The following is a 25,895-nucleotide window of genomic DNA, read 5'->3' on the forward strand; positions in this document are numbered from 1 at the left end:
AGTCGCCGAAGGCGAGGAACTGTCAGGCGGGGGCGAAGTAGCCCTGGCGCAGCACCGGCACCACGTCGGAGACACCGATCTCGGCGGCGACCTCGACATCCTCGGCGAACCCGCCCTCGGCCAGCTCCCGGCCGGAGACGCAACCCCGCACCGCCGCCGGCACGTCGGGCGTGCTGGCGAGTGCCGCCAGCGCCATGGCCGCCTCCACCGAGAGGCCACCCGGCACGCCGGCCAGGGCGTCCAGCACGCAGGCGGCCCCGAGTTGGTCCTCCACGCTGGGACGCAGTGACCCGTCCGGCCAACGCTCACCGGCGGCCACCACGCCCACGGCGGCGTCGTTCGTGCCGTACCCCTGGTGGCGGAGCCATCGCCCGACGGCGCGTGCGTTACGCAGGCACGCCGCCACCACCGGCATGCCGGTGGCGCTCGCCGCGGCGCTGATCGCCGAGCCGTTGGGCGACGGCAGCACCAGGTCGGCGACCACGGGTGCGGTCCGCAGCGCCGCCGGGGAGAGCGACCACTGATGCTCCGGGGTCGTCTGCCGGCGGCCCACCGCGGCGACGGCGCCGATCCGGCGGGCGTACTCGGCCGCCTGCTCGCCCCACGGGAACGGGTGCACCCGGGAGCCCCGGCTCACCGCCACCTCCACGGCGGTGGTGAACGACAGAACGTCCACCACCACCAGGACGGCACAGACCCGGCCGAGTTCCGCCGCTCCGGTCAGACCCCAGTCGAATCGGGCGCCGGCACCGGGCTGCGTGAAGACGCCCACGTTCGTGACCTCAGCGCTGGCCCGGCTCACCGGAAGCCGGGCGGGCATCGCCCGGGGTGGGGTCGGACGGCGGCCCGGCGACCTCCGCCGGGGACGCCTCGGCCCGCGCCGTGGCCGGCCCGGCCGGCTCGTCGTCGGCGCGCGCCGGAGCGGACCCGCCGGACTGCGCCCCGGCCCGCGCCGGAACCGACCCGGAGGACCCGGTGTCGCCCCGCGACGGGTCGGCGGAGTCGGTGCCGGCCGCCGTCGCGGTCGGACCGGTCGGCGCGTCCCCGGCTTCGGGCGAGCGGGTCCCAGCTTCGGGCGAGCGGGCTCCGGCCTCGGGCGAGACCTCCCGGGCCGGGGCAGAGCCGGTGCCCGCGTCCGCCCGCGTCGGGCCGTCCGACGGTGCCGGCGCTTCCGCGTCCGGGGCCGTGCGGGCGATGGGCTCCGCGTCGCCCCGGGCCGGATCCACCCCCACCGGCTGCTCGGCGGTGGCCGGCAGCACGGTGGTGGTGCCGGTACGGGTCGCCGCAACTTCCACCCGCGGCGCCTCGGCGTCGCCGAACAGGCGCGGCAGCGTCGCGCCGTGCGCCTCACGCAGTTCGTCCAGGCCGATCCGGAACTGGCCGCGCACCTCCAGCGCGCCACCGGCCGGGTCGGTCACGCCGATGTACTCCCACGGCACCCCACGCTCGGCGCAGAGGGCGGTGAACGCCTTCTCGTGCCCGCGCGGCACCGACACCAGCACCCGGCCGGCGGACTCGCTGAACAGGAACACGAACGGCATCGAGCCGTCGGCGAAGTGCTCCGGCAGGGTGATCCGGGCGCCGACGCCGCGACGCAGGCTGGACTCGACCAGGCTCTGCGCCAGGCCACCGTCGGAGAGGTCGTGCGCCGAGCTGACGTGCCCCACCCGGGCCGCCTCGGCCAGCAGCTCGCCGAGCTGCCGCTCGCGGGCCAGGTCCACCTGCGGCGGAATCCCGCCCAGGTGCTCGTGGGTCACCCAGGCCCACTCCGAGCCGGACAGCTCGACGTGCGTCTCGCCCAGCAGGAAGAGCTGGTCGTGGTCGCCCGCCGGGCGCGGCACGAAGCCCATCGGCACCCGCGCGGCGACGTCGTCGAGGATGCCCAGCACGCCGACCACCGGGGTCGGGTGGATGGCCGCCGCGCCGGTCTGGTTGTAGAAGCTGACGTTGCCGCCGGTCACCGGGATGCCCAGCTCCAGGCAGCCGTCCGCCAGGCCGCGTACGGCCTCGGCGAACTGCCACATCACGCCCGGGTCCTCCGGCGAGCCGAAGTTGAGGCAGTTGGTCACCGCGATCGGCTTCGCGCCGGTCACCGCCACGTTCCGGTACGCCTCGGCCAGCGCCAGCTTCGTCCCGTGGTACGGGTCGAGGCGCGCGTACCGGCCGTTGCCGTCGACGGAGAGCGCGACACCGAGGCCGCTGCGCTCGTCGATCCGGATCACGCCGGAGTCCTCCGGCTGGGCGAGCACGGTGTTACCGAGCACGTACCTGTCGTACTGCTCGGTCACCCAGGTCTTGTCGGCCAGGTTGGGCGACGCGATCATGCGCAGCACGGTCTCCCGGAGCGCGTCCGGGGTGCTCGGCCGGGGCAGCGTCTCGGCCCGGTCGGCCTGGAGCAGGATCAGGTCGGCCGGCTCCCGCATCGGGCGGGCGTAGACCGGCCCGTCGTCGACGAGCGAGCCCGGCGGCACGTCCACCACGAGCTGGTCGCGCCAGGTGATGACCAGCCGGCCCGGCCGGCCGTCCGGCGACGGCGCGGTGACCTCGCCGATGGCGGTGGCCCAGACGCCCCACTTCTCGGCGGTCTTGAGCACCGCCTCCAGCTTCTCCGGCGTGACGACCAGCAGCATCCGCTCCTGGGACTCGCTGGCCAGGATCTCGTGCGGCTCCATCGAGGGCTCGCGCAGCGGCACCCGCTCCAGCCACACCCGCATGCCGGTGCCGGCGGAGGCGGCGGTCTCGGTCAGCGCACAGGTCAGGCCGGCGCCGCCGAGGTCCTGGATGCCGACGACCAGCTCGGCGTCGTACAGCTCCAGGCACGCCTCGATGAGCAGCTTCTCCATGAACGGGTCGCCCACCTGCACGGACGGGCGGCGCTGCTCGCTGCCCTCGTCGAAGGTGGCGCTGGCCAGCACCGACACGCCGCCGATGCCGTCGCGGCCGGTCCGGGCGCCCATCAGCACCACCACGTTGCCGGGGCCGGTGGCGTCCTTCTTCTGGAGCCGGTCGACCGGCAGCACGCCCAGGCAGAGCGCGTTGACCAGGGGGTTGCCCTGGTAGCAGGGGTCGAAGACCACCTCGCCGCCGATGTTGGGCAGGCCGAGGCAGTTGCCGTAGCCGCCGACGCCGGCCACCACGCCGGGCAGCACGCGGGCGGTGTCCGGGTGGTCGGCCGCGCCGAAGCGCAGCGGGTCCATCACGGCCACCGGGCGGGCGCCCATGGCGAGGATGTCGCGGACGATGCCGCCGACGCCGGTCGCCGCGCCCTGGTAGGGCTCGACGAAGCTCGGGTGGTTGTGCGACTCGACCTTGAAGGTCACCGCCAGCTCGTCGGAGACCCGGACCACGCCGGCGTTCTCCCCGATGCCGGCGAGCAGCCGGTCGCTCGGCGGCGCCTTCTCCCCGAACTGACGCAGGTGCACCTTGCTCGACTTGTAGGAGCAGTGCTCGCTCCACATGATCGAGTACATGGCCAGCTCGGCCTGGGTCGGCCGGCGGCCGAGGATCTGCCGGATCCGGTCGTACTCGTCGTCACGCAGGCCGAGTTCGGCGTACGGCTGAAGCTCCTCCGGCGTGCCGGCGGCCTGCGGCACGGTGTCCACGCCCGGCGCCCAGTCGTCGGTCGGGCCGACCTGCGGCGACACGCCCTGCGGCGCCCGCAGGCCCGGATCCGGATGGGTGGTCATGACGTCTCCTTGCTGCGCTCGCCGTCGGGACGGCGGGTGAGCCGACCGATGGTCACGCCGGGGCTCCCACCAGGTGCTTGAGCACCGAGGTGAAGAAGCCGAGGCCGTCCAGGGAGGGGCCGGTGAGCGCCTCCACCGCGTGCTCGGGGTGCGGCATGATGCCGACGACGTTGCCGGCCTCGTTGGTGATCGCGGCGATGTCGCGCTGTGATCCGTTGGGGTTGCCACCGACGTACCGGGCCACGACGCGACCCTCGGCCTCGAGCCGGTCCAGCGTGGCGGCGTCGGCGACGTAGCAGCCCTCGCCGTTCTTGACCGGGATGAGCACCTCCTGGCCCGGCTGGAACGTGTTGGTCCAGGCGGTGCCGGTGGCCTCGATCCGGAGGATCTGGTCCCGGTTGCGGAAGTGCAGGTGCTGGTTGCGGGTGAGCGCCCCGGGCAACAGATGCGCCTCGCAGAGGATCTGGAAGCCGTTGCAGATGCCCAGCACCGGCAGGCCGCCACGGGCGGCGTCCACGATCGTCTCCATCACCGGTGCGAACCGGGCGATGGCGCCACAGCGCAGGTAGTCGCCGTAGGAGAAGCCACCGGGCAGGACGACGGCGTCCACGCCGTGCAGGTCCGGGTCGCCGTGCCAGAGACGGACCGGCTCGGCGCCGGCGATCCGGACGGCCCGGGCCGCGTCCCCGTCGTCGAGCGAGCCGGGGAAGGTCACCACACCGACCCGGGCGGTCACGAGTGCGCGCCCGCGGTCTCGTCGGCCTCGACCACGCGGACCGTGAAGTCCTCGATGACCGGGTTGGCGAGCAGCTTGTCGGCGATCTCGCGGGCCCGGTCCAGGTCCGGTTCGCCGGTGAACTCGATCTCGATCCGCCTGCCGATCCGGACCGAGGCGACGTCACTGACGCCGAGCCGGGGCAGTGCGTTTGCGACGGCCTGGCCCTGCGGATCGAGGATCTCGGGCTTGAGCATGACGTCGACGACGACGCGAGGCACTGGGCACTCCTGACTGTGTACGCAGTTGGGTGCCGGCCCACAAACGGCCGAGCGCAGCCAGCCTACCTGGCAGATGCCGCCCGACCCGCACCGGCCGGGGCCAGTTCGAACGGTGGACGGCGGGACCCGGGAGACCGTTGCGCGTTCGTTGCGGCGTCGATACGTATTCGTTGCCCGCCGCGTCCGCCCGGAGCTGGGCGCAGCGGCTCCCACCAGGCATTTCACGTCTCACCGCCTGGTGGACCGGGCCGGCTTCCGACAGCCGGCCGCCTCGCCCACCGGCACGGCCCACCACATCGATCCAACTCTATTGGCATCTTGTGACGGGACTCGCCCCGGCCGTAGCATGCATCGTCAGATGTCGATGTTAGTGATCGATGTCTCCCGCCGGCCCACCCCGCCCGGCGGGCACCGATCCGCACCCGGGGATCCCGGGTGTCGCGCAGAAGGAGCCCCGACATGCGCCTCCGTCCCCTGCTCGCGGTGCTGACCACCGCGCTCGCCGGCGTGCTGGCCACCGCATCCGGCGCCGGTGCCGCACCAGCCGGTCCGCAGCCGATCATCGGCGGCAGCACCGTCTCGTCCGCGCCGTGGGCCGCGGCCGTCTTCAGCAACGGCTCGTTCACCTGCTCCGGCAGCGTCATCGCGTCCCAGTGGGTGCTCACCGCCCGGCACTGCGTCAGCGGCACCATGTCGGTACGGGTCGGCAGCGTCTACTACGCCTCGGGCGGCGTCACCCGCAGCGTGAGCGCCTCCTACACCCGCTACGACCTGGCGCTGCTCCGGCTCTCCAGCACGGTCGGCACCTCCGCCGTGTCGCTGGCCAGCAGCAACCCGCCGGTCGGCTCCACCAACTCGATCTACGGCTGGGGCATGACCTGCTACAGCGGCTGCGGCGCGTCGCCCCAGCTCAAGACCGCCAACGTCCAGGTGACCAGCACCAACGTCACCGACGCGTACGGCGGCCAGGCGATCCGGAGCACCCGGATCAACGGCAACGCGTGGCGGGGCGACTCGGGCGGCCCGCAGTTCTACAACGGCCGGCAGGTGGGCGTGGCCTCCACCGCCGACGGCTCCAGCATCCAGAACTACGGCAGCGTCGCGTACAACCGGTCCTGGATCACCTCCGTGGCCGGTGTCTGACGGTTGGCGTCGAAGCGGCGCGGATGGCCGGGACCCGCCCGACCGTCCGCGCCGCGCCGTTTTGCAGCATCCGATCGGGTGCCCACGGCACCCGAACGCCTCCGCCGGTGGCTGACAGCATCGAAACCGTGCTGGTCGTGACGACGGATCAACTGCCCGGCTACGAGATCCGCCAGATCCTCGGCGAAGTGGTCTCCTCGATGGCGAGGACCCGCAACCCGTACCGCGAGGGGGTCAAGAATCTACGCGGTGGCGCCTACGACCCGATGGCCCCGGACAACCTCACCCGGTGGCGGACCGACTCGGTGGCCCGACTGGGTGAGGAGGCCCAGCGGCTCGGCGCGAACGCGGTGATCGGGATGCGGTTCGACAGCCGCGACTGCGGCGAGATGTGGATGGAGATCTGCGCCTACGGCACCGCGGTGATCGTCGCGCCGAAGATGCCCGACGTCATGCCCCCCGACCAGCCGATGATCGCGGCCGAAACGGCCCACGACCCGGAGATCGCCAGCGCCCCCGGCGGCATCGCCGAGCCGGCCAGCGCCCCCAACCTCTCCACCGCCGCCGAAACCCCCACCGGCCCCTGACCCCGCGTCTCCCCGCCGTGCGTCTCGCCGCCGTCTTGTCGCTGCTGATTCACGGGAAGTGCGGCCATCGAGCGCGAGACAGCCACTCTTTCCGTGAATCAGCGGGCACCGGAGAAGGGGATCAGAGGATGGGGGGTGGGGAGTAGGCGGCAGCGTCGGGGTGGGACTGGACGATCTTGGTGACGCGGGCGATCACGTGGGACACCTGGGTCTCGGCGGCGCCGGTGAAGGTGTTGCGGTCGGCGACCAGGGCGTCGATGTCCGCGCGGGTCAGGTTCAGGCGGCCGTCGGCGGCCAGGCGGTCGAACAGGTCGTTCCCGGCCGCGCCCTGCTCCCGCATGGCCAGCGCCACGGCCACCGCGTGCTCCTTGATCACCTCGTGTGCGACCTCCCGGCCGACGCCTCGACGCACGGCGGCGACCAGGATCTTCGTGGTGGCCAGGAACGGCAGGAAGCGCTCCAGCTCCCGGTTGATCACCGCCGGGTACGGGCCGAACTCGTCCAGCACGGTCAGGAACGTCTGGAACAGGCCGTCGGCGGCGAAGAACGCGTCCGGCAGCGCCACCCGCCGCACCACGGAACAGGAGACGTCCCCCTCGTTCCACTGGTCACCGGCCAGCTCGCCGACCATCGACAGGTAACCCCGGATGATCACGGCGAAGCCGTTCACCCGCTCCGAGGAGCGGGTGTTCATCTTGTGCGGCATCGCGCTGGAGCCGACCTGCCCCGGCTTGAAGCCCTCGGTGACCAGCTCCTGCCCCACCATCAGCCGGATCGTGGTGGCCAGCGACGACGGCGCGGCGGCCACCTGCGCCAGCGCGGAGAGCACGTCGAAGTCCAGCGAACGCGGGTAGACCTGCCCGACGCTGTCCAGCACCCGGGCGAACCCCAGGTGCCCGGCCACCCGGCGCTCCAGCTCGGCCACCTTGTCGGCGTCGCCGTCGAAGAGGTCGAGCTGGTCGGCGGCGGTGCCCACCGGCCCCTTGATCCCGCGCAGCGGGTAGCGGTCGATCAGGTCCGTCAGCCGCTCGTACGCGATCAGCAACTCCTCCGCGGCGGACGCGAAGCGCTTGCCCAGCGTGGTGGCCTGCGCGGCGACATTGTGCGACCGGCCGGTCAGCACCAGGCCCGAGTATTCACCCGCGTGCCAGGCCAGTCGCGTCAGCGTGGCGACCACCCGGTCCCGGATCAGCTCCAGCGACGCCCGGATCTGGAGCTGCTCGACGTTCTCGGTGAGATCCCGGGAGGTCATCCCCTTGTGCACGTGCTCGTGCCCGGCGAGCGCGCTGAACTCCTCGATCCGGGCCTTCACGTCGTGCCGGGTGACCCGCTCGCGAGCGGCGATCGAGGCCAGGTCGACGTCGTCGACCACCCGCTCGTACGCCTCGACCACCCCGTCCGGCACCGGCACGCCGAGGTCCCGCTGGGCCCGGAGCACCGCCAGCCAGAGCCGGCGCTCCATCCGGACCTTCTCCTCCGGCGACCAGAGCGCGACCAGCTCGGGCGAGGCGTAACGGTTCGCGAGCACGTTCGGGATCGTCGTCACGTACCGCATTCTTTCGTACGCCCCGGAAGGCCGGCCACCAGGCCGGTCCCGGCGGCCGTTCCGGCGGGATGTCGACGATGCGACAGTCACGCTCCGGCGCGAATTCCACGGATATGCTGTCCGCCCTCCGTCAATGATCCTCGATCCGGGAAGGCGTCCCCGATGTCCCAACCCGTTACCGATGTCGACACTCTGCCCTTTCTGGTGTCCGTGGACGTGTCGGACGACCCGGACACCATGGGGTTGTTCCGAAGGGGCGAACGGGAGGTGGCGGTCCGGCACATCCCGATCGCCGTGCTCCGGGAGAGCGTCCGGCACACGGTGGCCGCGCTGCGCACGGTCTTCGACGAGGTGACCGAGGAGACCGGGCGGCTCCGGCTCGCCGAGGCGCAGTTCAGCTTCGAGGTGTCGGCCAAGGGCGGTCTCAACCTGGTCGGTACCACCGAGATCGGCTCCAAGGGCACGGTCACGCTGACGTTCCGGGAGTAGCCGTCGTGGCCGCCTTCCGCGCCCTCCTGCTCGGCGTCGCGGAGTACGACGACCCGCAGATCGTGCCGCTGCCCTTCGTCCCGAACGACATCGGTGCGCTGAGCGTGGCCCTGGAGGAGACCGGATACCGCGTCCGAACGCTCGACGGTGGTCGGCTCAGCCGGCCGAAGATCTATGCTGAGGTGGGCCAGTTCCTCGGCGACGCCCGCCCGAGCGACAACCTGCTCGTCTACCTCAGCGGGCACGGGGCCCACACCGAGGGCGTCGACTACCTGGTGCCGTCCGAGGCGGACCTGCGGATCCCGCTGCGGGAGTCGATGGTCCCGCTCAACTACTGGGCGGGTGCCCTCGAACGGAGCCGGGCCGGGCAGGTCGTCTTCGTGGTGGACGCCTGCCGGGAGGGGTTCGACCAGCAGTCCATGGCGCCGGAGGTGCAGCGGTGGAGCACCGGGCGGATCAACCACGTGGGGCAGCAGCGGATCGCCTTCCTGTTCGCCTGCGGGCCGGGGGAGAAGGCCCAGTTCGTGTCCGGCGCCACCGATTCCTTCAGCTTCTTCTCCCGGGCGTTGCAGCAGGTCCTCGCCGGCGGTGACACCGGCCGCACGCTCGACGACCTCGTCGTCGCGATCAACGCGCAGGTGCGGGACCTGACCGAGGCCCACGGCCGGCAGGTGCAGACCGCGCGTGTCAACCCCGCCGGCTCCGGCCTGTCGCCCTTCCCGCCGGCGGCCCGACGCGCGGCGCAGCGCTCGTTCGACTGGGTGGGCCAGGCACGGTCGCACCGCGCCTGGAGCCTCGTCTCACCTTCGCTCGGCGGCGAGGAGCTCCGGTCCGCGACCATCACCCTGGTCGAACATTTGCTCCGGCTCAGACGTGACGCGAGCCGGGAACTCACCCGGGACCCCTGGCATGAGCCCGGTCTCGCCACTCGCATGACCAGCCGGGTCGAGTTCCTGACCGGCCTCCTCGCGTCTCCCGCCGCCGCCCCGGCCGGCGAGCTGTGCCTCTCCGGCGCAGAAGCCGCACTGCTGGTCGCCGGCCCCTACCTGTACGACACGTTCTGGACGCTCCGCGCGGCCCGGACGGCAGGTGTCGATCCGGGCAACTGGGCGACGCCGGACCGCCCGGACGCCGACAGCGACTCCTATCGACGCTTCGCGCAGGGCTTCCCCCGGTTGTGGCGGCGCCTCAACGGCCAGGTGCGGGACGGTGAGACCGCCGCGGAGATCGGGTGGTGGTTGTTCCACAGGTGGATCGCCCGACGGTCGCTGACCAACTCCGACAGCGACGTCGCCGAGCTGCTTCCGCTCGGTCTGACCGCCCAGCACCTGCCTGCTGGAGTCTTCGAGCAGGCCCGGGTGGCCGAGCTGATCCGGAGCCTGCGCGGCGACCCGGGTTTTCTCGCACGGGTCGACCGGCCCGGGCGACTGGTGAGCCACCGTACGGTCTGCGCCGGTACCGCCGAAGAGCAACCGCTGCGGGAGCGTCTGGTCGCCTATCTCCTCTCCGCCGGCCGGGCCATGGCCGTCGAGGCCACCGCCCTTTCCGAGGTGGTGGTCGAGCACATGGGCATCAGCGACCCGGTATCGCCGGAAGAGCTGCGCTCCTCGATCGAGTCGGTGGAGTGGGAGTCGCGCGGTCCGGTACGGGTGCTCCGGACCACCTGCCCCCACCCGGCGATCGAGATCGCGTTGCGGGCTCACGTGGACTTCTTCGACGCACTGCTGGTCGAGATCCAGGACGCCGCCGCCGGGGACACCCACCTTCAACCGCTCTCCACCCTGCCGGCGCACGCATCGGCGGATCAGGTCCGGCCGAGTGAAGGGCCGGACGGACGGGCTTACCAGTCCGCCGGCGTGCGATTCCACCTCGCCGAGGACCGCATTCAGGAGCTCCTCATGGGCGAGCAGCTCTACGGCGACCCGCTCCTGGCGATCCGGGAGCTCTACCAGAATGCCCTGGACGCCTGCCGCCACCGCGCCGCCCGGACCGAGTACCTCCACCGCACCGGACGGTCGACGCCGGCGTGGGAGGGCCGGATCGAGTTCGTCCAGGGCCGGGACGAGCGGGGGCGCCCCTACCTGGAATGCACGGACAACGGCGTGGGCATGGGGGTACGCGAGCTGACCGGGGTGTTCTCGCAGGCCGGGACACGGTTCGTCGAGACCTCCGAGTTCGTGGAGGAGCAGTCCCGGTGGTCCCGTCTGGACCCACCGATCGACTTCTTCCCGAACAGCCGCTTCGGAGTCGGTGTGCTCAGCTACTTCATGCTGGCCGACGAAATCACGGTCGACACCTGCCGGTTCGACCAGGAGGGTCGCCCCGGAAACCGGCTCCGGGTGTCCATCGCCGGTCCGGGTAACCTCTTCCGGATCCGGGAGACCGGTCCGGGCCGGAGCGCGGGCACGACCGTCCGGCTGCATCTCCGCCGGGACACCGAGAGGCTTTCCTGCCTGGACTTCCTGCGCCAGGTCCTCTGGGTGGCCGAGTTCCGGACCACCGTGACGCAGGATGCCGAGATCGAGGTGTGGCTGCCGGGCCACCTGTCGATGCTCGATGTGCCAGGAGTCGGGGATCCGATGGAGACGGCGCCTCCGTCCGGACGAGGGCTGTCCACGGGGCCGACCCTGGTCAAGTCGGAGCCGCACCCGGTCTGGTGGTGCGACCGACAGGGTGCCGTGCTGGTGGATGGCATCTTCATCAGTCGATTCGATTTTGGTGCCGTGGTCAATCTGCACGGGCGGCGCGCACCGCGTCTCTCGGTGAACCGGAGGCAGATCCTGGACGACGTGTCGGAGGAGATGCGGAGTCTGCTGCGACAGGCCGCAGGCGTCGTCAGTACCCCCGGCAGCCCCTTGTTCACCCATGATTGGGTGTCGGGGTTGACCTATCACCAGCCGCTGGTGGCGGATGCGGTGGTCGAGCTGGCGATCGCGGCCGGCCGGACGAGCTGGCCCGGGAGCGGGCGCTCCGACGAGTTGGTCTACACCGGGTGCTATCCACCGGACGCCACGCTGAACGTCCTGCCGCCCGGTCGGGAACCAGGGCCCGTGCCACGTCCCGGGCCGGCATGGGGTCAGCCAATGGACACGATCGCCGCGTCGGTGGAAACCTGGCGACTGGTCGCCTGGATCGCCGCCGGCCTGCACGAGGGCGAGCTGGAGGTGACCCAGGGGCGAGTGATCCGCGCGCGGCCGAGCGACTCGCTGATCAGCGCCGACGGCCGCGGCGTTCCACCGCTCTCCCCGCGCCTGCCGATTCCCGTCAGTCACCTCATCACCGCTGCCGACAGCAGCGGTCTGTCCTGTCGGAGCGTGGCCGCACGACTTGTCGAACTCGGTTACCCGGCGCCGGCACACGATCTGCCGGACGCGACCAGCCCGACCGACCGGGCCATCCTGAGTGGGAACGCCGACGGCAGGCAACCCTGGCTGTACCCGGGCGAGCATGTGCCGGCGGGGCACCTGGCGACCGCGGCCGGCCGGGCGGGCATCACGGCCCGTGCCGCGGCCGCCCGGCTGCGCACGCTCGGCTTCGTCGTCCAGGAAGCGTCGCACGCCCTGGATCAGATCGATCTCACGATCACGAGCGCGAACCTGAACGAGGGCTGGCCCTGGCTGCGTCCGGAGAAAACCGTCTCCGCCGGCCGCGTCCACTTCACCGCCGCCATGGTCGGCATCTCGCCCGGCGAGGTGGTCAGCCGGCTACGACGGATCGGATACCGGGTCGAGGATGTTCCTCCCGGCGGTCCGCCCACCGAGGGGGACATCTGGTTGCTCTGGATCCGCGACGATCCGACTGGTTACGGCCCATACACGCCGCCCTCGCCACCACTCCCCGTTGGCGCACGCAACACGGCTCTGCCCTTGCGCGTCGCCGTCCATTCCCCCATCAGCCTGCTGGAGGCGGCCCTCCCCCTCCGCCCCGACGAGGTGCTCGCGGCGGCCGCCCGAAGTGGGTTGACCCCGCGCCAGGCCGCCGACCGGCTCCGGCAACTCGGTTACCGGCTCACCAGCGAGGACTTTCCGGATGCGGTGGATGTCGACGACCTCCGGCTTCTCAGCCGAGGTCTCGACGGGCGAAGGCCGTGGTTGGATTCGCAACAGGTCCCGCTGAACCATCTCTTCCGCGCGGCAGAGAGACTCCGGCTGACGCCTGCGGCGGTAGCGGCCCGGCTGGCGCGGTTCGGCTACGAGATCCCGGCGGTGTCGCTGCCGCAGACCCTCACGCTCACGGATCTGGCACTGTTCGGTGGTCGACCCAGCAGGCGCACGCCGTGGCCGGAGGAGCCGCTGGAGGAGCACACGATCGTCCCGCCGGGACACATCCTGCTCGCCGCCCAGCGCACCGGGCTCTCGCCGGCCCAGGTCACCGCGCGATATCGCCAGTTCGGCCTCACCGTCGGGTCCGGAATGCCGAACGACGGCACCAGTGCAACGGATCTGATCATCTTGAGCGCCGATCTGAACGGCGAGGATCCCTGGCTCGCCGTCGAGGCACCGGTGCCGGTCGGCCACGTCGTCACGGCGGCGCATCGCACCGGCCTGCGGCCGCGCCAGGTGGCCATACGGCTCGGGGAACTGGGCCACACCACATCGGAGCACTCCCTGCCCGACTACGTCTCGGCCGAGGACACCACGCTCGTCAGCCGCGATCTGAACGGTGAGCGGCCATGGGCAGATCCGGTCGAGCCGCTCTCCCTGGGACGCCTCGTGATGGCCACCGATGTCACAGGCCTCAGCCCGACCCGGGTGTCGCAGCGACTCGTCGAACTCGGCTTCCGGGGCTTCGACGAGTGGCACACGGACGCCACGATCGGCCTTCCCGAGGGTGCTACCGTCCGGCTCGTCCCGGTGCCGGTCACGGCGCGGGACGGCCGGTGAGCGCGCGCCAGAGCCCGTCGCCCGCCTCCTCCTCGGTGTCGAAGCGCTGCCGGACGTCGTACGTCCCGCGCTCGTAGGCGCCGATCTCCCAGCCGCCGGCGCGGGCGCGGCGCAGGAACCAGAAGTCGGGCGGGACCGGCACGTGTTCGTGCACGTCCTCCAGCGCGAACGCGTCCGGGGACAGCCCGGCCGCCAGCAGCGCGGCGCGTACCTGGTGCCGGTCCACGCCCGACCTCCCGTCTCGTGTCAGGATCTGGCCGTGGCCTGCGCTCACGCCCCGGCGGTCAGATCCTCTTCCACCAGGAAACCGTTGTCGAGCAGCCACTGCACGGTCAGCGTGGCCCCGGCCTGCGGCAGGTACGCGGGGTTGAGCTGGAACTGGGTGCCCATGCCCGGCTGGGCGAACCACGACGCGATCGGGCCGGAGTCGACAGTGAACGGCTTGACCACGCAGTAGACGTGGTAGTTGGCCAGCGGCGCGTTCACCGGGGTGTTCAGGCTCTGCGGGGTCAGCGCGCGCGAGCTGAACGGCGTGCCGAGCGGGGCGAGGAACGCGCCACCGGTGAAGCCGAAGCGGTCGAGCCGGTAGCCGGCCAGCAGCGTCTGGGCCTGCTTGATCGGGCGGCCGTCGGGGGCGATGACGAACCCGTTGGCCGGCGGGAAGACGTACGCCGCCGGGGTCCCGGTGGTGTACTGCGCCAGGAACTCGCTCTCGGTCAGCGCCCCGAACCGCTGGTAGCCGGCGAGCAGCGGCCCGACCGGCGAGGCGGTGGGCAGCGTGGCCGGGCCGAGCATCGGGTTGTTGTCGTAGAACTCGGTGGTCGGCGGCGCGGTGGGCGGGGTGCCCGGCCGGCAGAGGCTCTGCGTGGGCGGGGGTTGCGGTCGTTCGGACGTGTCGCCGGCCGGGGCGAGGGCGACCGTCCGGGCGGCGAGCGTGGTGGTGGCGACCGCACCGACCGGTTGGGCGGCGCCGGGTACGAGAACGAATGCCGCCCCGGAGATGAGCGCGAGCAACCAATGACGTCTTTTCACCGAAAACCTCCAGTTTGAGATGGATCAGCGCGACCCATCCTGAAGGTTTCTCGGTATCAACGTGAGGTTTTGTCCGGTTGGCTACCTGATCGGGCTATCGCCCGCCTTCCGTACTCCTCGATCGTTACGTCCGCCGGGACCCATGGGGCGGGCACCTCCGGCGAGGATCATTGCGGCCCGGTCCGGGCCGCTCACTCCTCGACGGGGATTCCAGATGCGCAGACCCTCCCTCGCCGGGCTCGCCGCGGCCACGCTCGCCGGCGGCTCCCTGCTGGCGCTCACCACGCCCGCCCAGGCGGCGGACACCACCCGCTACGTCCGTCAGACCTCGACCGCCTGTTCCGACACCGGTCCCGGCACCCTGGCCGAGCCGTTCTGCTCGATCGGTCCCGCGGTGGCGGGAGTGGAGGCCGGGCAGACCGTCGACATCGGCGCGGGCACCTACGACGAGCGGGTCACCGTCGCCCGCTCCGGCACGCCCGACCAGCCGATCACCATCGTCGCCAGCGGCGTCGTCACGCTCAGCGGCCCGACCGCCGGCGTGACCGTCGACGGCCAGCACGATGTCGTGGTGCAGAACATCCGGGTGACCAAGGCGACCGACCTGCCCGCCCTCGATCTCCGCAATGCCTCGGGGATCACGGTCAACGGCGGCAGCCTCGTCATGGCGGACACCGCCACGGTGCCGATCGTCCGGCTCTCGGGCGTGAGCCGGACCGCCCTCACCCAGATCAAGGCCAACGGCAAGAAGCCCGACACCGGCGTGAGCATGGACGCGGCGACCACGGGCGTCGTCGTCCGCTCCGTCACGCTGGCCGGCTGGTCGACCTACGACGTCGCCGACCAGACCGTCGGCATCCGGATCGACGGGCCCGGGAACACGGTTCTGAACAGCACCGTCGGCGGGTTCACCGGAGCGGGGATCGCGATCGGTCCGGCGGCGGCGGACACCGTCGTCGCCAACACCCAGGTTCAGGGCGGCTCAGGACTGGGCATCCACGTCCGCGGCGCGGCCCGGACGGCAATCACCAACAACCACGTCCGCGACCACTGCCGCGACGGCATCCGGGTGGACGGAGACGCCACCGGCGTCTCCGTGCAGAACAACCTCATGTCCTCCAACGGAGTCACCAGCCGGGCCTACTGCGACCCGGCCGACCCGATGGGTGTGGAGATCGGCGTCTTCGACGCCGCCGCCGGCCGCACCGTGGTGGACTACAACAACACCTACCACTACGGCTCGCCCTCCGCCACGGCCTACTCCTGGAACGGCACCCGGATGGGCGTGCAGGCGTTCCGAACCGTGTCCGGTCAGGCAGTCCACGACCTGGACACGCCGAACACCTACGAGGCGGAGGACTCCGCGAACTCCGCGGCGCCCGGCTTCCAGGCCACCGACCGCGCCGGCAACCCCCGTGCCGACAATCCGGGCCGGCCCAACACCGGCGCCGGGCCGACGCCGTGGGCCGACCGTGGGGTGACCGAGTTCCTCGGCAGTCCGCTCGCGTTGGTCGACGCGAAGCTGGATCTCGGCACCCGCACCGTCACGGTCGACGCCTCCCTGTCGCGCCCCGGATACCAGCCGATCTCCACGTACGTCTTCGACTTCGGCGACGGCACGGTGGTCACCTCGGACCGCCCGGTCGCCTCGCACGCCTACGCGGCCACCGGCGACTACACGGTCACGGTGACGGTCTCCGGCGCCGACAGGCAGAGCAACAGCGCCGCGCAGAACATCAGTGTGCTGCGGCGGACCGGCACGATCGGTCTGCTCGCCCTGGTCAACCTGCGCTACGCGTCGGCCACTCCCGGGCGGGTCCTGACGGCCGACAAGGCCGTGCTGGCCGCCGACGAGCAGTTCGACGTGGCCGACGCGGGCAACGGGCGGGTCGCCGTGCTGTCCCGGGCGGTCGGGCGGTACCTGGTCAACAGCGGCGCCGTCCTGCCCAACAGCACGGCGGTCACCGACGAGCAGACCTTCGACCTGGTCACCAACGCCGACGGCACGATCAGCCTGCGCTGGGCCGGCCGGGCGTACGTGAGCGTCGACGGGAGCGGCCAACTGATCGCCAACGCCACCGCGATCGCCACCCGGGAGAAGTTCTACCGGGTCAACGTCGCCGACGCGAACCGCACGCTGAAGGCCGCCGTCAACGGCCGGTACGTCAGTGCGGAGAGCGCCGGCGCGAAACCGCTGATCGCCAACCGCACCACCGCCGGGCCGTGGGAGACGTTCGACCTGGCCGACCTCGGATCGGGTCAGGTCGGCGTCTTCGCGCACGCCAACAACCGCTTCGTCTGCGCGGACAACGTCGGCCTCAACCCGCTGATCGCCAACCGCACCAGCGCGGGCGCCTGGGAGAAGTTCACAGTGGCCCGCAACGCGGACGGCACCACCAGCCTCAAGGCGACGATCAACAGCCGCTGGGTCAGCGCCGACAACGTCGGTACCAATCCGCTCGTCGCGAACCGCGCCACCATCGGTCTCTGGGAGAAGTTCACCGTCGGCGGCTGACCCGTCCCCGACCCACGACGCCCGCCCGGCTCACGCCGGGTGGGCGTCGCCCGTTCAGCGCTCCAGGATCGCGGTCACGCCCTGCCCACCGGCCGCGCAGATGGAGATCAAGCCGCGTCCGCTCCCCTTCCGGTCGAGCAGCTTGGCCAGCGACGCGACGATCCGGCCACCGGTGGCGGCGAACGGGTGCCCGGCGGCCAGAGAGGAGCCGTTGACGTTCAACCTGGCCCGGTCGATCGGGCCGAGCGGCGCGTCCAGGCCGAGGCGTTCCTTGCAGAACTCCGGCGACTCCCAGGCGGCCAGGGTGGCCAGCACCTGCGAGGCGAACGCCTCGTGGATCTCGTAGAAGTCGAAGTCCTGGAGCGTGAGGCCGGCGCGCGACAGCATTCGGGGCACCGCGTACGCGGGGGCCATCAGCAGCCCCTCGTCGCCGTGCACGAAGTCGACCGCGGCCGTCTCGGACCAGGCGAACCAGGCGAGCACCGGCAGGTTGTGCGCCCGCGCCCACTCCTCCGAGGCCAGCAGCACTGTCGACGCGCCGTCGGTGAGCGGCGAGGAGTTGCCGGCGGTCATGGTCGCCCGGTCGGCGTCCGGGCCGGTGGTGCCGAAGATCGGCTTGAGCGAGCCGAGTTTCTCCAGGGAGGTGTCCGGGCGGAGGTTCTGGTCTCGGGTCAACCCCAGGTAGGGGGTGATCAGGTCGTCGAAGAACCCGTCCTCGTACGCGGCGGCGAGCCGCTGGTGCGAGCGGAGCGCCAACTCGTCCTGGGCGGCTCGGTCGATGTTCCAGCGCAGCGCGCTCCGGGCGGCGTGCTCGCCCATGGACAGTCCGGTACGCGGCTCGGCGTTGCGCGGGATCTCCGGCTTGAACGGCTGGAGCGGGCGCAGCTTCGTGGCCAGCCTGAGCCGCTCGCCGAGGGTCCGGGCGGAGTTGAGCTGGATCAGCGTGCGGCGCAGGTCCTCGTTGACCGCCAGCGGCGCGTCCGAGGTGGTGTCCACGCCCCCGGCGATGCCGGCGTCGATCTGCCCGAGGGCGATCTTGTTGGCGACGCCGATGGCGGCCTCCAGCCCGGTGCCGCACGCCTGCTGGACGTCGTACGCCGGGGTGCGCGGGTCGAGTCGGGAGCCGAGCACCACCTCGCGGGTGAGGTTGAAGTCCCGGGAGTGCTTCAGCACCGCGCCGGCCGCCACCTCGCCGAGCCGCTCGCCGGCCAGCCCGAACCGGGCGACCAGCCCGTCGAGCGCCGCGCCGAGCATGTCGGCGTTGGACGCGTGCGCGTAACGCGAGTTGGAGCGGGCGAAGGGGATGCGGTTGCCGCCGACCACCGCGACCCGCCGGACACTCTGCACGATCGGCCTCCTCGAAGGTGTTGCCCGTACCCTACTCACCAGTAGGCTACGCCCATGACCGACAGGTACGCGAGCTTCGTCCAGACGGGGGCCGGTCGCGCGCTGGTCAAGCGCCTCGGGCTGCCCGACCCGCCCCGACTGCGCCGGCACACGCCGGGCGACCCGCTCGTCCCCGGGCCGGTCCTGCTCGGCTCCTCGACCGGCGGCCAGCTCACCGAGCCGGTCCGGCAACGCCTGACCGCCGCCGGGGTCGAGCTGGCCGACCCGGCCGCCACCGCCGCCGACAGCCGCTTCGCCGCCCTGGTGTACGACGCCAGCGGCATCACCGACTCCACCGAGCTGCGCCAGCTCTACGACTTCTTCCACCCGCAGGCCCGGTCGCTGCTGCCCAGCGGTCGGGTGATCGTGCTGGGCACGCCGCCGGCCGAGTGCGACTCGCCCCGGGAGGCGACCGCCCAGCGCGCGTTGGAGGGGCTGACCCGCAGCGTCGGCAAGGAGTTCGGCCGGGGCGTCACCGCCCAACTCGTGTACGTCACCCGGCACCGCGACCCCAGCACCCCGGTGAGCCTGGAGTCCACGCTGCGCTTCCTGCTCTCCGGTCGCTCCGCGTACGTCTCGGGTCAGGTCGTCCGGGTCGGCGTCGGCACCGCCGTCGCGCCGGCCGACTGGGACCGGCCGCTGGACGGGCAGGTGGTGCTGGTCACCGGCGCGGCCCGGGGCATCGGCGCGGCGCTGGCGAAGGTGCTGGCCCGCGACGGCGCCCGGGTGGTGGCGCTGGACGTCCCGTCAGCCGGCGACGAGTTGGCCGCGGTGGCCAACGACGTCGGCGGCAGCGCCGTGCAGCTCGACCTGACCGCGCCGGACGCGCCGGCCCGACTGGCCGAGCACCTGGCGTCCCGGCACGGTCGGGTCGACGTGGTGGTGCACAACGCGGGCATCACCCGGGACAGGACGCTCGGCCGGATGGACGCCGACCGCTGGGACTCGGTGATCGACGTGAACCTGTCCAGCCAGGAACGGATCAACGACGTGCTGCTGGAACGCGACCTGATCCCGACCGGCGGGCGGATCGTCGCGGTCTCCTCGATCGCCGGGATCGCCGGCAACCGGGGGCAGACCAACTACGCGACCAGCAAGGCCGGCGTGATCGGCCTGGTCGACTCGCTCTCCCCGGTGCTGCGCGAGCGCGGGATCAGCCTGAACGCGGTCGCGCCCGGGTTCATCGAGACCCGGTTGACCGCGCGCATCCCGCTGACCATCCGGGAGGCGGGTCGCCGGATGAACAGCATGGCCCAGGGCGGCCTGCCGGTGGACGTGGCCGAGACGATCGGCTGGCTCTCCTGGCCGGCTACCGGCGCGGTCAGCGGCAACGTGGTCCGGGTCTGCGGCCAGAGCCTGCTGGGGGCGTGATGGCACCCCACCACCACGACCGCGAGGACCTGACCCTCCCCGACCTGATCGAGGGCCCCACCCGGGACCTCACCTCGGCCCGCGCCGCCGCGCTGGCCCGCTCCGGCGATCATGAGGTTGACGGCACTTCCGGAGATCCACGAGGCCGCCAACCTCATGATCAACGCGGCGGGGGGTCGGGTGGACGGCGGCGTGTCGAGCTGGGGCGGCTGCCGGCGGCCGGTGGGCTGTACCGGCGGGCGCTGCTGGGGGCGGTGCCCGGTCTGGGCCGGGGGCGGGGGCGGGAGCTGCCGGCCGTCGAGCTGACCGTCGCCGGGGTGCCGGTGGATCCGGCGCACCTGGCCGCCTACGACCGGGTCTGCGGGTTCCGGCTGACCGACCGGCTGCCGGCCACGTACCTGCACGTGCTCGGGTTCCCGCTGTCGCTGCGGCTGATGACCGCCGCCGACTTCCCGATCCCGCTCACCGGTGTGGTGCACGTGGCCAACCGGATCACCGTGCACCGACCGGTCCGGGTCGGCGAGACCGTCGACTTCCACACGTACGCGGAGAATCTGCGTCCGCACGAGCGGGGCCGGCAGCTCGACGTGGTGCTGGTCGGCTCGATCGACGGCACGGAGGTGTGGCGCGGCGTGTCGACGTACCTCGGGAAGGAGCGTGCGGCCGGCGGTGGCCCGCGGCGCGACCGGGGTGACCGCCCGACGCCGCCGGCCTCGTCGGCGCAGTGGCGGGTGACGCCGCGGGTGGGCACGGACTACGCGCGGGTCTCCGGCGACCACAACCCGATCCACACCTCGAAGCTGGGCGCGCGGCTGTTCGGCTTCCCGCGCCCGATCGCGCACGGCATGTGGAGCAAGGCACGCTGCCTGGCCGCGTTGGACGCCCGGCTGCCGGACGCGTACTCAGTGGACGTGGCGTTCAAGCTGCCGGTGCCGCTGCCGTCCACGGTGGCGTTCCGGGCCGCCGCCGACGGCGCGGGTTGGGACTTCGGGCTGCACGGCGCACGGGACGGGCGACCGCACCTGGTCGGCACCGTCCGCTGAGGAGAGGGGGCTTGCCGGCCCCCTCTCTCGTGCGTTAAGTTGTTCTCAGATTGAGTTGTTCTCAACCTGAGAGAGTGAGCGCCGTGAACGAGCAGGACTTCCTCGCCGGATACGACCCCCGCGACTACCCGGCGGTCGCGGTCACCGTCGACGTGGTGGCGCTGACCATCCGCGAGGACGCGCTCCACCTGCTGCTGATCCGCCGGGGCGCGCCGCCGTACGAGGGGCACTGGGCGCTGCCCGGCGGCTTCGTCCACCCCGACGAGGACCTGGCCGCCGGCGCGCGACGCGAACTGGCCGAGGAGACCGGGCTCGGCGGCGAACGGCTGCGCCGGGTGCACCTGGAGCAGCTCGGCAGCTACGGCGCACCCGACCGGGACCCGCGCATGCGGGTGGTCTCCGTCGCCCACCTGGCGTTCGCGCCCGACCTGCCCGACCCGGTCGCCGACAGCGACGCCGACGAGGCGATCTGGCTGCCGGTCACGGCGCTGACCAGCCGGCAGCTCGCCTTCGACCACGGCCGGATCATCGACGACGGGTTGGAGCGGGCCCGGTCCAAGCTGGAGTACACGCCGCTGGCCACCCGGTTCCTCGCGCCCGAGTTCACCGTCACCGAGCTGCGTGCGGTCTACGAGACGGTCTGGGGCCACCCGCTGCACGCCGGCAACTTCCACCGCAAGGTGCTCTCCGTGCCGGGCTTCGTGGAGAGCACCGGCGCCAGCACCGAACGCGGCGGCGCACGCGGCGGCCCCCGCGCCAAGCTCTACCGCCCCGGCGACGCCCGCCTCCTGCACCCCGCCCTGCTGCGCCCCGCCCGCGAGGAATCCATCCGATGAGGTGCAAGGAAGGGGCCCCGCTTAACGCCTCCGGTAGAGGCGGGGCCCCTGCTTATCACCGGCAGCTCAAGGCGCCGCAGCACCCGAGCGACAACGACCTGATGGCCCGCGAGGCACGCGCGCTGCGACGGATCGCCGCGCGGGGCGACGCCCGCCACCTGGCGTACGTGCCCCGGCTGGTCGACTCCTACCCGGTGCGTGACCCGTCGACCGGCGCGGAACTGCTGGTCAATGAGTTGGAGACGGTCCCCGGGCTGCACAGCCTGGAGGACGTGCGGCGGGCGTACCCCGATGGGGTCGACCCCCGCGACGCGGCCTGGATGTGGCGACGGCTGCTGGTCGCGCTCGGCCTGGCCCACTCCGCCGGCGTGGTGCACGGCGCGGTGCTCCCCCGGAACGTGCTGATCGAGCCGGACGCGCACGGCCTGGTGCTCGTCGACTGGTGCTTCTCCACCGAGCCCGGCGGGCTGGTGCCGGCCCTGGTCACCGGCATGGCCGACTGGTACCCGCCGGAGGTCACCGGGAAGCGGCCCTGCGGCCCCGGCACCGACATCGCGCTGGCGGCCCGCTGCCTGGACTGGCTGATGGCCGACCGCGCGCCACGCGAGCTGCGCGCGTTCGCGGCCGGCTGCCGGCAACCCGCGCTGACCGCCCGGCCGGACGACGCCTGGCGGCTGCTCCGCGAACTCGACGAGGTGTTGGAGCGGCTTTACGGGCCGCGCACCTTCCGACCCTTCACCCTCAACCCCTAGGGAGGCTGCCATGGGCAGCGGAATCTGGTCCACCGACGTGTACGACGCCGCCGACCGTTACCGGCGCCGGACCGGCAAGAGCGCGTTCTCCTACAGCGACAGCGGGGCCCGGCAGGTGCACCCCGCACTCGACCCGCGCGACGCGACGCGGGAGAGCCGCGACTCCGCCGAGCACCCGCAGTCGACGCCGATCGCGGTGCTCTTCGACGTCACCGGCTCGATGGGACACGTGCCCCGGGTGCTCCAACGCAAGCTGCCGCAACTGCTCGGCCTGCTGACCCGCCAGGGGTACGCCCGCGACCCGCAGGTCCTGTTCGGCGCGATCGGCGACGCCACCTGCGACCGGGTGCCGCTCCAGATCGGGCAGTTCGAGTCCGACAACCGGATGGACGACGACCTCGGCCGGATCGTGCTGGAAGGCGGCGGGGGCGGCCAGATGATGGAGTCGTACGAGCTGGCGCTGCACTTCATGGCCCGGCACACGGCCACCGACAGCTGGGAGAAGCGGGGCCGACGCGGCTACCTGTTCATCATCGGCGACGAGCTGGCGTACCCCCGGGTGAAGGCGCGTGAGGTGGCCCGGCTGATCGGCGGTGGCCTGGCCGAGGACCTGCCGATCCGGCAGGTGGTGGACGAGGTGACCGCGCGGTGGGACACCTACTACCTGCTCCCGGCCGGCAGCCACTACGCCGGAAACCGCAAGGTGCTCGACTTCTGGCGCGGCCTGCTCGGGCAGAACGCGGTCGAACTGGACGACCTGGACGCGGTCTGCGAGACCATCGCGCTCACCGTCGGCCTCGGCGAACAGGCCATCGACCTGGACGCCGGGCTGAGCGACCTGGACCGGCACGGTTCGACCGCCACCCGGACCGTCTCCCGGGCGCTCGCCGGGCTCGGCGGCGGCCGGCGCGCGGTCGCGGCGCTGCCGTTCGCCCCGACCGACGGCGGGAACGGGGTCACCCGGCTGTGAACCACGTGCTGGTGGTCGACCTCGGCTACGGCGACGCCGGGAAGGGCACCGTCGTCGACGCGCTCTGCGCGACCCGGCCGGTGCACACCGTGGTCCGCTTCAACGGCGGCGCGCAGGCGGCGCACAACGTGGTGCTGCGCGACGGGCGGGCGCACACGTTCGCGCAGTTCGGCGCCGGCACGTTCCGTCCCGGGGTGCGGACGCACCTGGCGCGGCACGTGGTGGTCGATCCGCTGGCACTGGCCGCCGAGGCCGACCACCTGGCGTCGGTCGGCGTGCCCGACGCGTTCGACCGGCTGACCGTCGACGGGGAGGCGTTGCTGGCCACCCCGTACCACCGGGCCGCCAACCGGGCCCGGGAGATCGCCCGGGGAGCCGACCGGCACGGCTCCTGCGGGCTCGGGGTGGGCGAGGCGGTCGCGTACGGCCTCGCCCACCCCGACGAGGCGCCCCGGGTCGCGGACTGCGGCCGGCCGGCGGTGCTGCGCCGCCGGCTCACCGCGCTGCGCGACCGGCTCACCGCCGAGCTGGGGGCGCTGGACGCGCCGCCGGTCGACGACTGCCTGCCCGCGTACGCGGCGTTCGCCGACCGGGTGGCGATCGTCGACCGGAGTTGGCTCGCCGGGGCGCTGCGCGCCGGCACCTGCGTGTTCGAGGGCGCGCAGGGCGTGCTGCTGGACGAGTGGCACGGCTTCCACCCGTACACGACGTGGAGCACCACGACGTTCGCCAACGCCGAGACGCTGCTCGCCGAGGCCGGGATGGCCGGGACCGCGCAGCGGCTCGGGGTGCTGCGGGTGACCACCACCCGGCACGGCCCCGGCCCACTCGTCACCGAGGACCCGGCGCTGCCGTTCACCGACCCGCGCAACCCGACGAACGAATGGCAGGGCCGGTTCCGGTTCGGGCACTTCGACGCCGTCGCCCACCGGTACGCCCTCGACGTGGCGGGCGGCGTGGACGGGCTGGCGCTCACCCACCTCGACCTGGCCGGCCCTCGCCTGCGCATGTGCCGGCGGTACGCGGACGGGCTCGACCGGCTCGTGCCCGGCCCACCCGGCGACCTGGACCGGCAGGCGGCGTTGACCACCCGGCTGATGCGGGCCCGGCCGGTGCTGGACGAGGCGCCGGCCGACTGGCCGGCGACGGTGTCGGAGGCGCTCCGCGCCCCCGTGCTGCTGACGTCGCACGGCCCCACCGCCGAGGAGAAGGAGGGGCCCCTTGTTAACGCATTTTGTATAGGAAGGGCCCCCGCTTAACGCCCAGCGTCGAGCATGGGGGCATGGGGGACGTGCTCGACCTGCTGCACCAGACGGTGACCTCGCCGTGGGTGTACCTGGTGATCGTCGCGGTCACCGCAGTCGACGCGTTCTTCCCGGCGGTGCCGGGCGAGACGGTGGTGATCACCGCCGGCGTGTTCGCGGCGAGCGGCGAGCCGAACCTGGTGGCGGTGATCGTGACCGCCGCGCTCGGCGCGCTGGTCGGCGACCACGTCTCGTACGCCATCGGGCGCGGCGGGGGCGCGCACCGGCTGGCCCGGTTGCCCGCCGACAGCCGGCGGCGGGCGAGTTCCGAGTGGGCCCGCCGGGCGGTCGACAGGCGTGGCGGGATGATCCTGACCACCGCGCGCTACGTGCCCGGCGGCCGCACCGCGGTCACGCTCACCATGGGCGCGGTCCGCTATCCGCTGCGCTCGTTCCTGCTCTACGACGCGCTGGCGTGCGGCACCTGGGGGATCTACTGCGGGCTGCTCGGCTACTTCGGCGGGCTGGCGTTCGAGCACAACCCGGTCACCGGGCTGCTCGCCGGCATCGGCATCTCGGTGGCGGTCACCGGCCTGTTCGAGGCCGCCCGCTGGGCCCGTCGCCGGGCGCGCGCCCGGGCCGCGGCGCGACGCGGCGCGGGTTGTTAAGCGGGGGCCCCGCCTATACCGGAAGCGTTAACCGGGGCCCCCTCCTTACACCCCACCCGGGCGCCAGGTGATGCCGCGTAGGAGTTGGTCGGCGCCCAGCCAGGCGACGTTCATCATGCGGGTGGCGGTCTTCTCGGCGTCGGCCTCGGGGTGGTCGGCCAGCCAGTCGGCGAGCGACTCGGACGCGCCCACCAGCGCGTACGCCACCACCTCCAGGTCGGTGGCGCCGACCTCACGGCCGGAGGCGCGCAGCGCGTGGTCGAGCATGCCGGCGACCACGTCGACCAGTCGGCCGCGCATGGTGGCCAGCTCGGCGGCGAACGGCTGGGAGCCCCGGGCCTGCCGGTAGAGCACCGCCCAGCCGTCCCGGTGCGCGCCGACGAAGCCGAAGAACGCGCGCAGCCCGCGCCAGAGCCGCTCGTCGGCCGGCAGGTCGGGGGCGGCGGCGCCGGCGATGGCCTCCATCATCCGGGTGCCCTCGCGGTGCAGGCAGGCGACGAAGAGTTCCTCCTTGGTGCCGAGGTAGGCGTAGACCATCGGCTTGGAGATGCCGGCGTCGTCGGCGATCTCGTCCATGCTGGCGGCGTGGAAGCCGCGTCGGGAGAAGACCTTGACCGCCGCGTCGAGCATCTGCTGCTCGCGTACGGCGCGGGGAAGGCGCTTGAACGTCGGTGTGCTGGACACCCTTGCGAGCATACCTACTCGTGCGTAGGGTTACGCGGGAGTAGCCAAAGTCGAGAGGTGCGTC

At 72.7% G+C, this 25,895-nt stretch carries 20 protein-coding genes and 1 pseudogene; 12 read left to right on the top strand and 9 right to left on the bottom strand.

Going from position 1 to position 25,895, the window contains the following annotated elements:
* Nucleotides 1–22: 22 nt before the first annotated feature.
* From C8054_RS18220 to purS, 4 genes and pseudogenes are all read right to left on the bottom strand, one after another.
* On the bottom strand, nucleotides 23–772 hold the full coding sequence (locus tag C8054_RS18220) for a 2-phosphosulfolactate phosphatase (RefSeq protein ID WP_107158024.1): 750 nt from the start codon (nucleotides 770–772) through the stop codon (nucleotides 23–25).
* Between the two features lie 532 nt (nucleotides 773–1,304).
* Nucleotides 1,305–3,686: pseudogene (gene purL / locus C8054_RS18225) on the bottom strand (phosphoribosylformylglycinamidine synthase subunit PurL); the annotation flags it as partial.
* A gap of 52 nt (nucleotides 3,687–3,738) precedes the next feature.
* On the bottom strand, nucleotides 3,739–4,422 hold the full coding sequence (gene purQ, locus C8054_RS18230; protein WP_107157990.1) for a phosphoribosylformylglycinamidine synthase subunit PurQ: 684 nt from the start codon (nucleotides 4,420–4,422) through the stop codon (nucleotides 3,739–3,741).
* On the bottom strand, nucleotides 4,419–4,682 hold the full coding sequence (gene purS / locus C8054_RS18235) for a phosphoribosylformylglycinamidine synthase subunit PurS (protein ID WP_107157991.1): 264 nt from the start codon (nucleotides 4,680–4,682) through the stop codon (nucleotides 4,419–4,421). Before purS ends, purQ begins: the two co-directional genes overlap by 4 nt.
* A 459-nt stretch (nucleotides 4,683–5,141) precedes the next feature.
* On the opposite strand from purS, the gene C8054_RS18240 reads away from it, so the two are divergent.
* Nucleotides 5,142–5,825, top strand: coding sequence for a DUF1986 domain-containing protein (locus tag C8054_RS18240; RefSeq protein ID WP_107157992.1), 684 nt, complete (start codon nucleotides 5,142–5,144; stop codon nucleotides 5,823–5,825).
* A gap of 23 nt (nucleotides 5,826–5,848) precedes the next feature.
* Nucleotides 5,849–6,412: a YbjQ family protein gene (locus tag C8054_RS18245; RefSeq protein ID WP_107157993.1), complete on the top strand. Its 564-nt coding sequence runs from the start codon at nucleotides 5,849–5,851 to the stop codon at nucleotides 6,410–6,412.
* Between the two features lie 121 nt (nucleotides 6,413–6,533).
* Here the strand turns inward: C8054_RS18245 and purB are convergent, their stop codons facing one another.
* Nucleotides 6,534–7,958: an adenylosuccinate lyase gene (gene purB, locus C8054_RS18250; protein ID WP_107158025.1), complete on the bottom strand. Its 1,425-nt coding sequence runs from the start codon at nucleotides 7,956–7,958 to the stop codon at nucleotides 6,534–6,536.
* A gap of 204 nt (nucleotides 7,959–8,162) precedes the next feature.
* On the opposite strand from purB, the gene C8054_RS18255 reads away from it, so the two are divergent.
* Both C8054_RS18255 and C8054_RS18260 read left to right on the top strand, forming a co-directional pair.
* Nucleotides 8,163–8,447: a hypothetical protein gene (locus C8054_RS18255; RefSeq protein WP_107157994.1), complete on the top strand. Its 285-nt coding sequence runs from the start codon at nucleotides 8,163–8,165 to the stop codon at nucleotides 8,445–8,447.
* A 5-nt stretch (nucleotides 8,448–8,452) separates the two neighbouring features.
* On the top strand, nucleotides 8,453–13,330 hold the full coding sequence (locus C8054_RS18260; RefSeq protein ID WP_107157995.1) for a caspase family protein: 4,878 nt from the start codon (nucleotides 8,453–8,455) through the stop codon (nucleotides 13,328–13,330).
* On the opposite strand, the gene C8054_RS18265 is transcribed toward C8054_RS18260, so the two are convergent.
* Both C8054_RS18265 and C8054_RS18270 read right to left on the bottom strand, forming a co-directional pair.
* A complete protein-coding gene (locus C8054_RS18265; protein WP_107157996.1) occupies nucleotides 13,308–13,556 on the bottom strand; it encodes a hypothetical protein in 249 nt (82 codons plus the stop codon). The genes C8054_RS18260 and C8054_RS18265 overlap by 23 nt on opposite strands.
* A gap of 44 nt (nucleotides 13,557–13,600) precedes the next feature.
* Nucleotides 13,601–14,362 (bottom strand): TNT domain-containing protein, encoded by a 762-nt coding sequence (locus C8054_RS18270; protein WP_146179933.1) that lies wholly within the window; start codon nucleotides 14,360–14,362, stop codon nucleotides 13,601–13,603.
* Nucleotides 14,363–14,576: 214 nt separating this feature from the next.
* Between C8054_RS18270 and C8054_RS18275 the strand changes: the two genes are divergently transcribed.
* Nucleotides 14,577–16,877 (top strand): PKD domain-containing protein, encoded by a 2,301-nt coding sequence (locus tag C8054_RS18275; RefSeq protein WP_158273868.1) that lies wholly within the window; start codon nucleotides 14,577–14,579, stop codon nucleotides 16,875–16,877.
* A gap of 54 nt (nucleotides 16,878–16,931) precedes the next feature.
* On the opposite strand, the gene C8054_RS18280 is transcribed toward C8054_RS18275, so the two are convergent.
* Complete coding sequence (locus tag C8054_RS18280; RefSeq protein WP_107157999.1) at nucleotides 16,932–18,224, bottom strand: acetyl-CoA C-acetyltransferase; 1,293 nt, start codon at nucleotides 18,222–18,224, stop codon at nucleotides 16,932–16,934.
* Nucleotides 18,225–18,278: 54 nt separating this feature from the next.
* Here C8054_RS18280 and C8054_RS18285 point away from each other — a divergent pair, with 54 nt between their 5' ends.
* The 7 genes from C8054_RS18285 to C8054_RS18315 all read left to right on the top strand — a co-directional run bounded on the left by C8054_RS18285 (nucleotide 18,279) and on the right by C8054_RS18315 (nucleotide 25,147).
* The gene (locus C8054_RS18285; RefSeq protein WP_107158000.1) at nucleotides 18,279–19,634 is read left to right on the top strand and encodes a 3-oxoacyl-ACP reductase; all 1,356 of its coding nucleotides are present in this window, start codon (nucleotides 18,279–18,281) and stop codon (nucleotides 19,632–19,634) included.
* Nucleotides 19,634–20,677 carry a MaoC/PaaZ C-terminal domain-containing protein gene (locus C8054_RS18290; RefSeq protein WP_233219711.1) on the top strand — a complete coding sequence of 348 codons (1,044 nt, stop codon included), beginning with the start codon at nucleotides 19,634–19,636 and terminating at the stop codon, nucleotides 20,675–20,677. Before C8054_RS18285 ends, C8054_RS18290 begins: the two co-directional genes overlap by 1 nt.
* Before the next feature lie 83 nt (nucleotides 20,678–20,760).
* A complete protein-coding gene (locus tag C8054_RS18295; protein ID WP_107158027.1) occupies nucleotides 20,761–21,513 on the top strand; it encodes an NUDIX domain-containing protein in 753 nt (250 codons plus the stop codon).
* A 101-nt stretch (nucleotides 21,514–21,614) separates the two neighbouring features.
* On the top strand, nucleotides 21,615–22,265 hold the full coding sequence (locus C8054_RS18300; RefSeq protein WP_233219705.1) for a serine/threonine protein kinase: 651 nt from the start codon (nucleotides 21,615–21,617) through the stop codon (nucleotides 22,263–22,265).
* Between the two features lie 10 nt (nucleotides 22,266–22,275).
* Nucleotides 22,276–23,235, top strand: a complete 960-nt coding sequence (locus C8054_RS18305; protein ID WP_107158001.1) for a hypothetical protein — start codon at nucleotides 22,276–22,278, stop codon at nucleotides 23,233–23,235.
* Nucleotides 23,232–24,494: an adenylosuccinate synthetase gene (locus tag C8054_RS18310; protein ID WP_107158002.1), complete on the top strand. Its 1,263-nt coding sequence runs from the start codon at nucleotides 23,232–23,234 to the stop codon at nucleotides 24,492–24,494. Before C8054_RS18305 ends, C8054_RS18310 begins: the two co-directional genes overlap by 4 nt.
* A gap of 23 nt (nucleotides 24,495–24,517) precedes the next feature.
* Entirely contained in the window at nucleotides 24,518–25,147 is a 630-nt protein-coding gene (locus tag C8054_RS18315; RefSeq protein WP_107158003.1) for a DedA family protein, read from the top strand.
* A gap of 45 nt (nucleotides 25,148–25,192) precedes the next feature.
* Here C8054_RS18315 and C8054_RS18320 read toward each other — a convergent pair whose 3' ends face one another.
* Nucleotides 25,193–25,831 carry a TetR/AcrR family transcriptional regulator gene (locus C8054_RS18320; RefSeq protein WP_199199831.1) on the bottom strand — a complete coding sequence of 213 codons (639 nt, stop codon included), beginning with the start codon at nucleotides 25,829–25,831 and terminating at the stop codon, nucleotides 25,193–25,195.
* Between the last annotated feature and the right edge of the window lie 64 nt (nucleotides 25,832–25,895).

The sequence above is a fragment of the Micromonospora sp. RP3T genome (assembly GCF_003027925.1).
Classification (GTDB): domain Bacteria; phylum Actinomycetota; class Actinomycetes; order Mycobacteriales; family Micromonosporaceae; genus Micromonospora.

Bases quoted from the DNA above. Each gene is read 5' to 3' on its own strand.
- C8054_RS18305 (WP_107158001.1), top strand. From the start codon at position 22,276: ATGGGCAGCGGAATCTGGTCCACCGACGTGTACGACGCCGCCGACCGT.
- C8054_RS18285 (WP_107158000.1), top strand. From the start codon at position 18,279: ATGACCGACAGGTACGCGAGCTTCGTCCAGACGGGGGCCGGTCGCGCG.
- C8054_RS18245 (WP_107157993.1), top strand. From the start codon at position 5,849: ATGGCCGGGACCCGCCCGACCGTCCGCGCCGCGCCGTTTTGCAGCATC.
- C8054_RS18300 (WP_233219705.1), top strand. From the start codon at position 21,615: ATGGCCCGCGAGGCACGCGCGCTGCGACGGATCGCCGCGCGGGGCGAC.
- C8054_RS18240 (WP_107157992.1), top strand. From the start codon at position 5,142: ATGCGCCTCCGTCCCCTGCTCGCGGTGCTGACCACCGCGCTCGCCGGC.
- C8054_RS18290 (WP_233219711.1), top strand. From the start codon at position 19,634: ATGGCACCCCACCACCACGACCGCGAGGACCTGACCCTCCCCGACCTG.
- C8054_RS18275 (WP_158273868.1), top strand. From the start codon at position 14,577: ATGCGCAGACCCTCCCTCGCCGGGCTCGCCGCGGCCACGCTCGCCGGC.
- C8054_RS18315 (WP_107158003.1), top strand. From the start codon at position 24,518: ATGGGGGACGTGCTCGACCTGCTGCACCAGACGGTGACCTCGCCGTGG.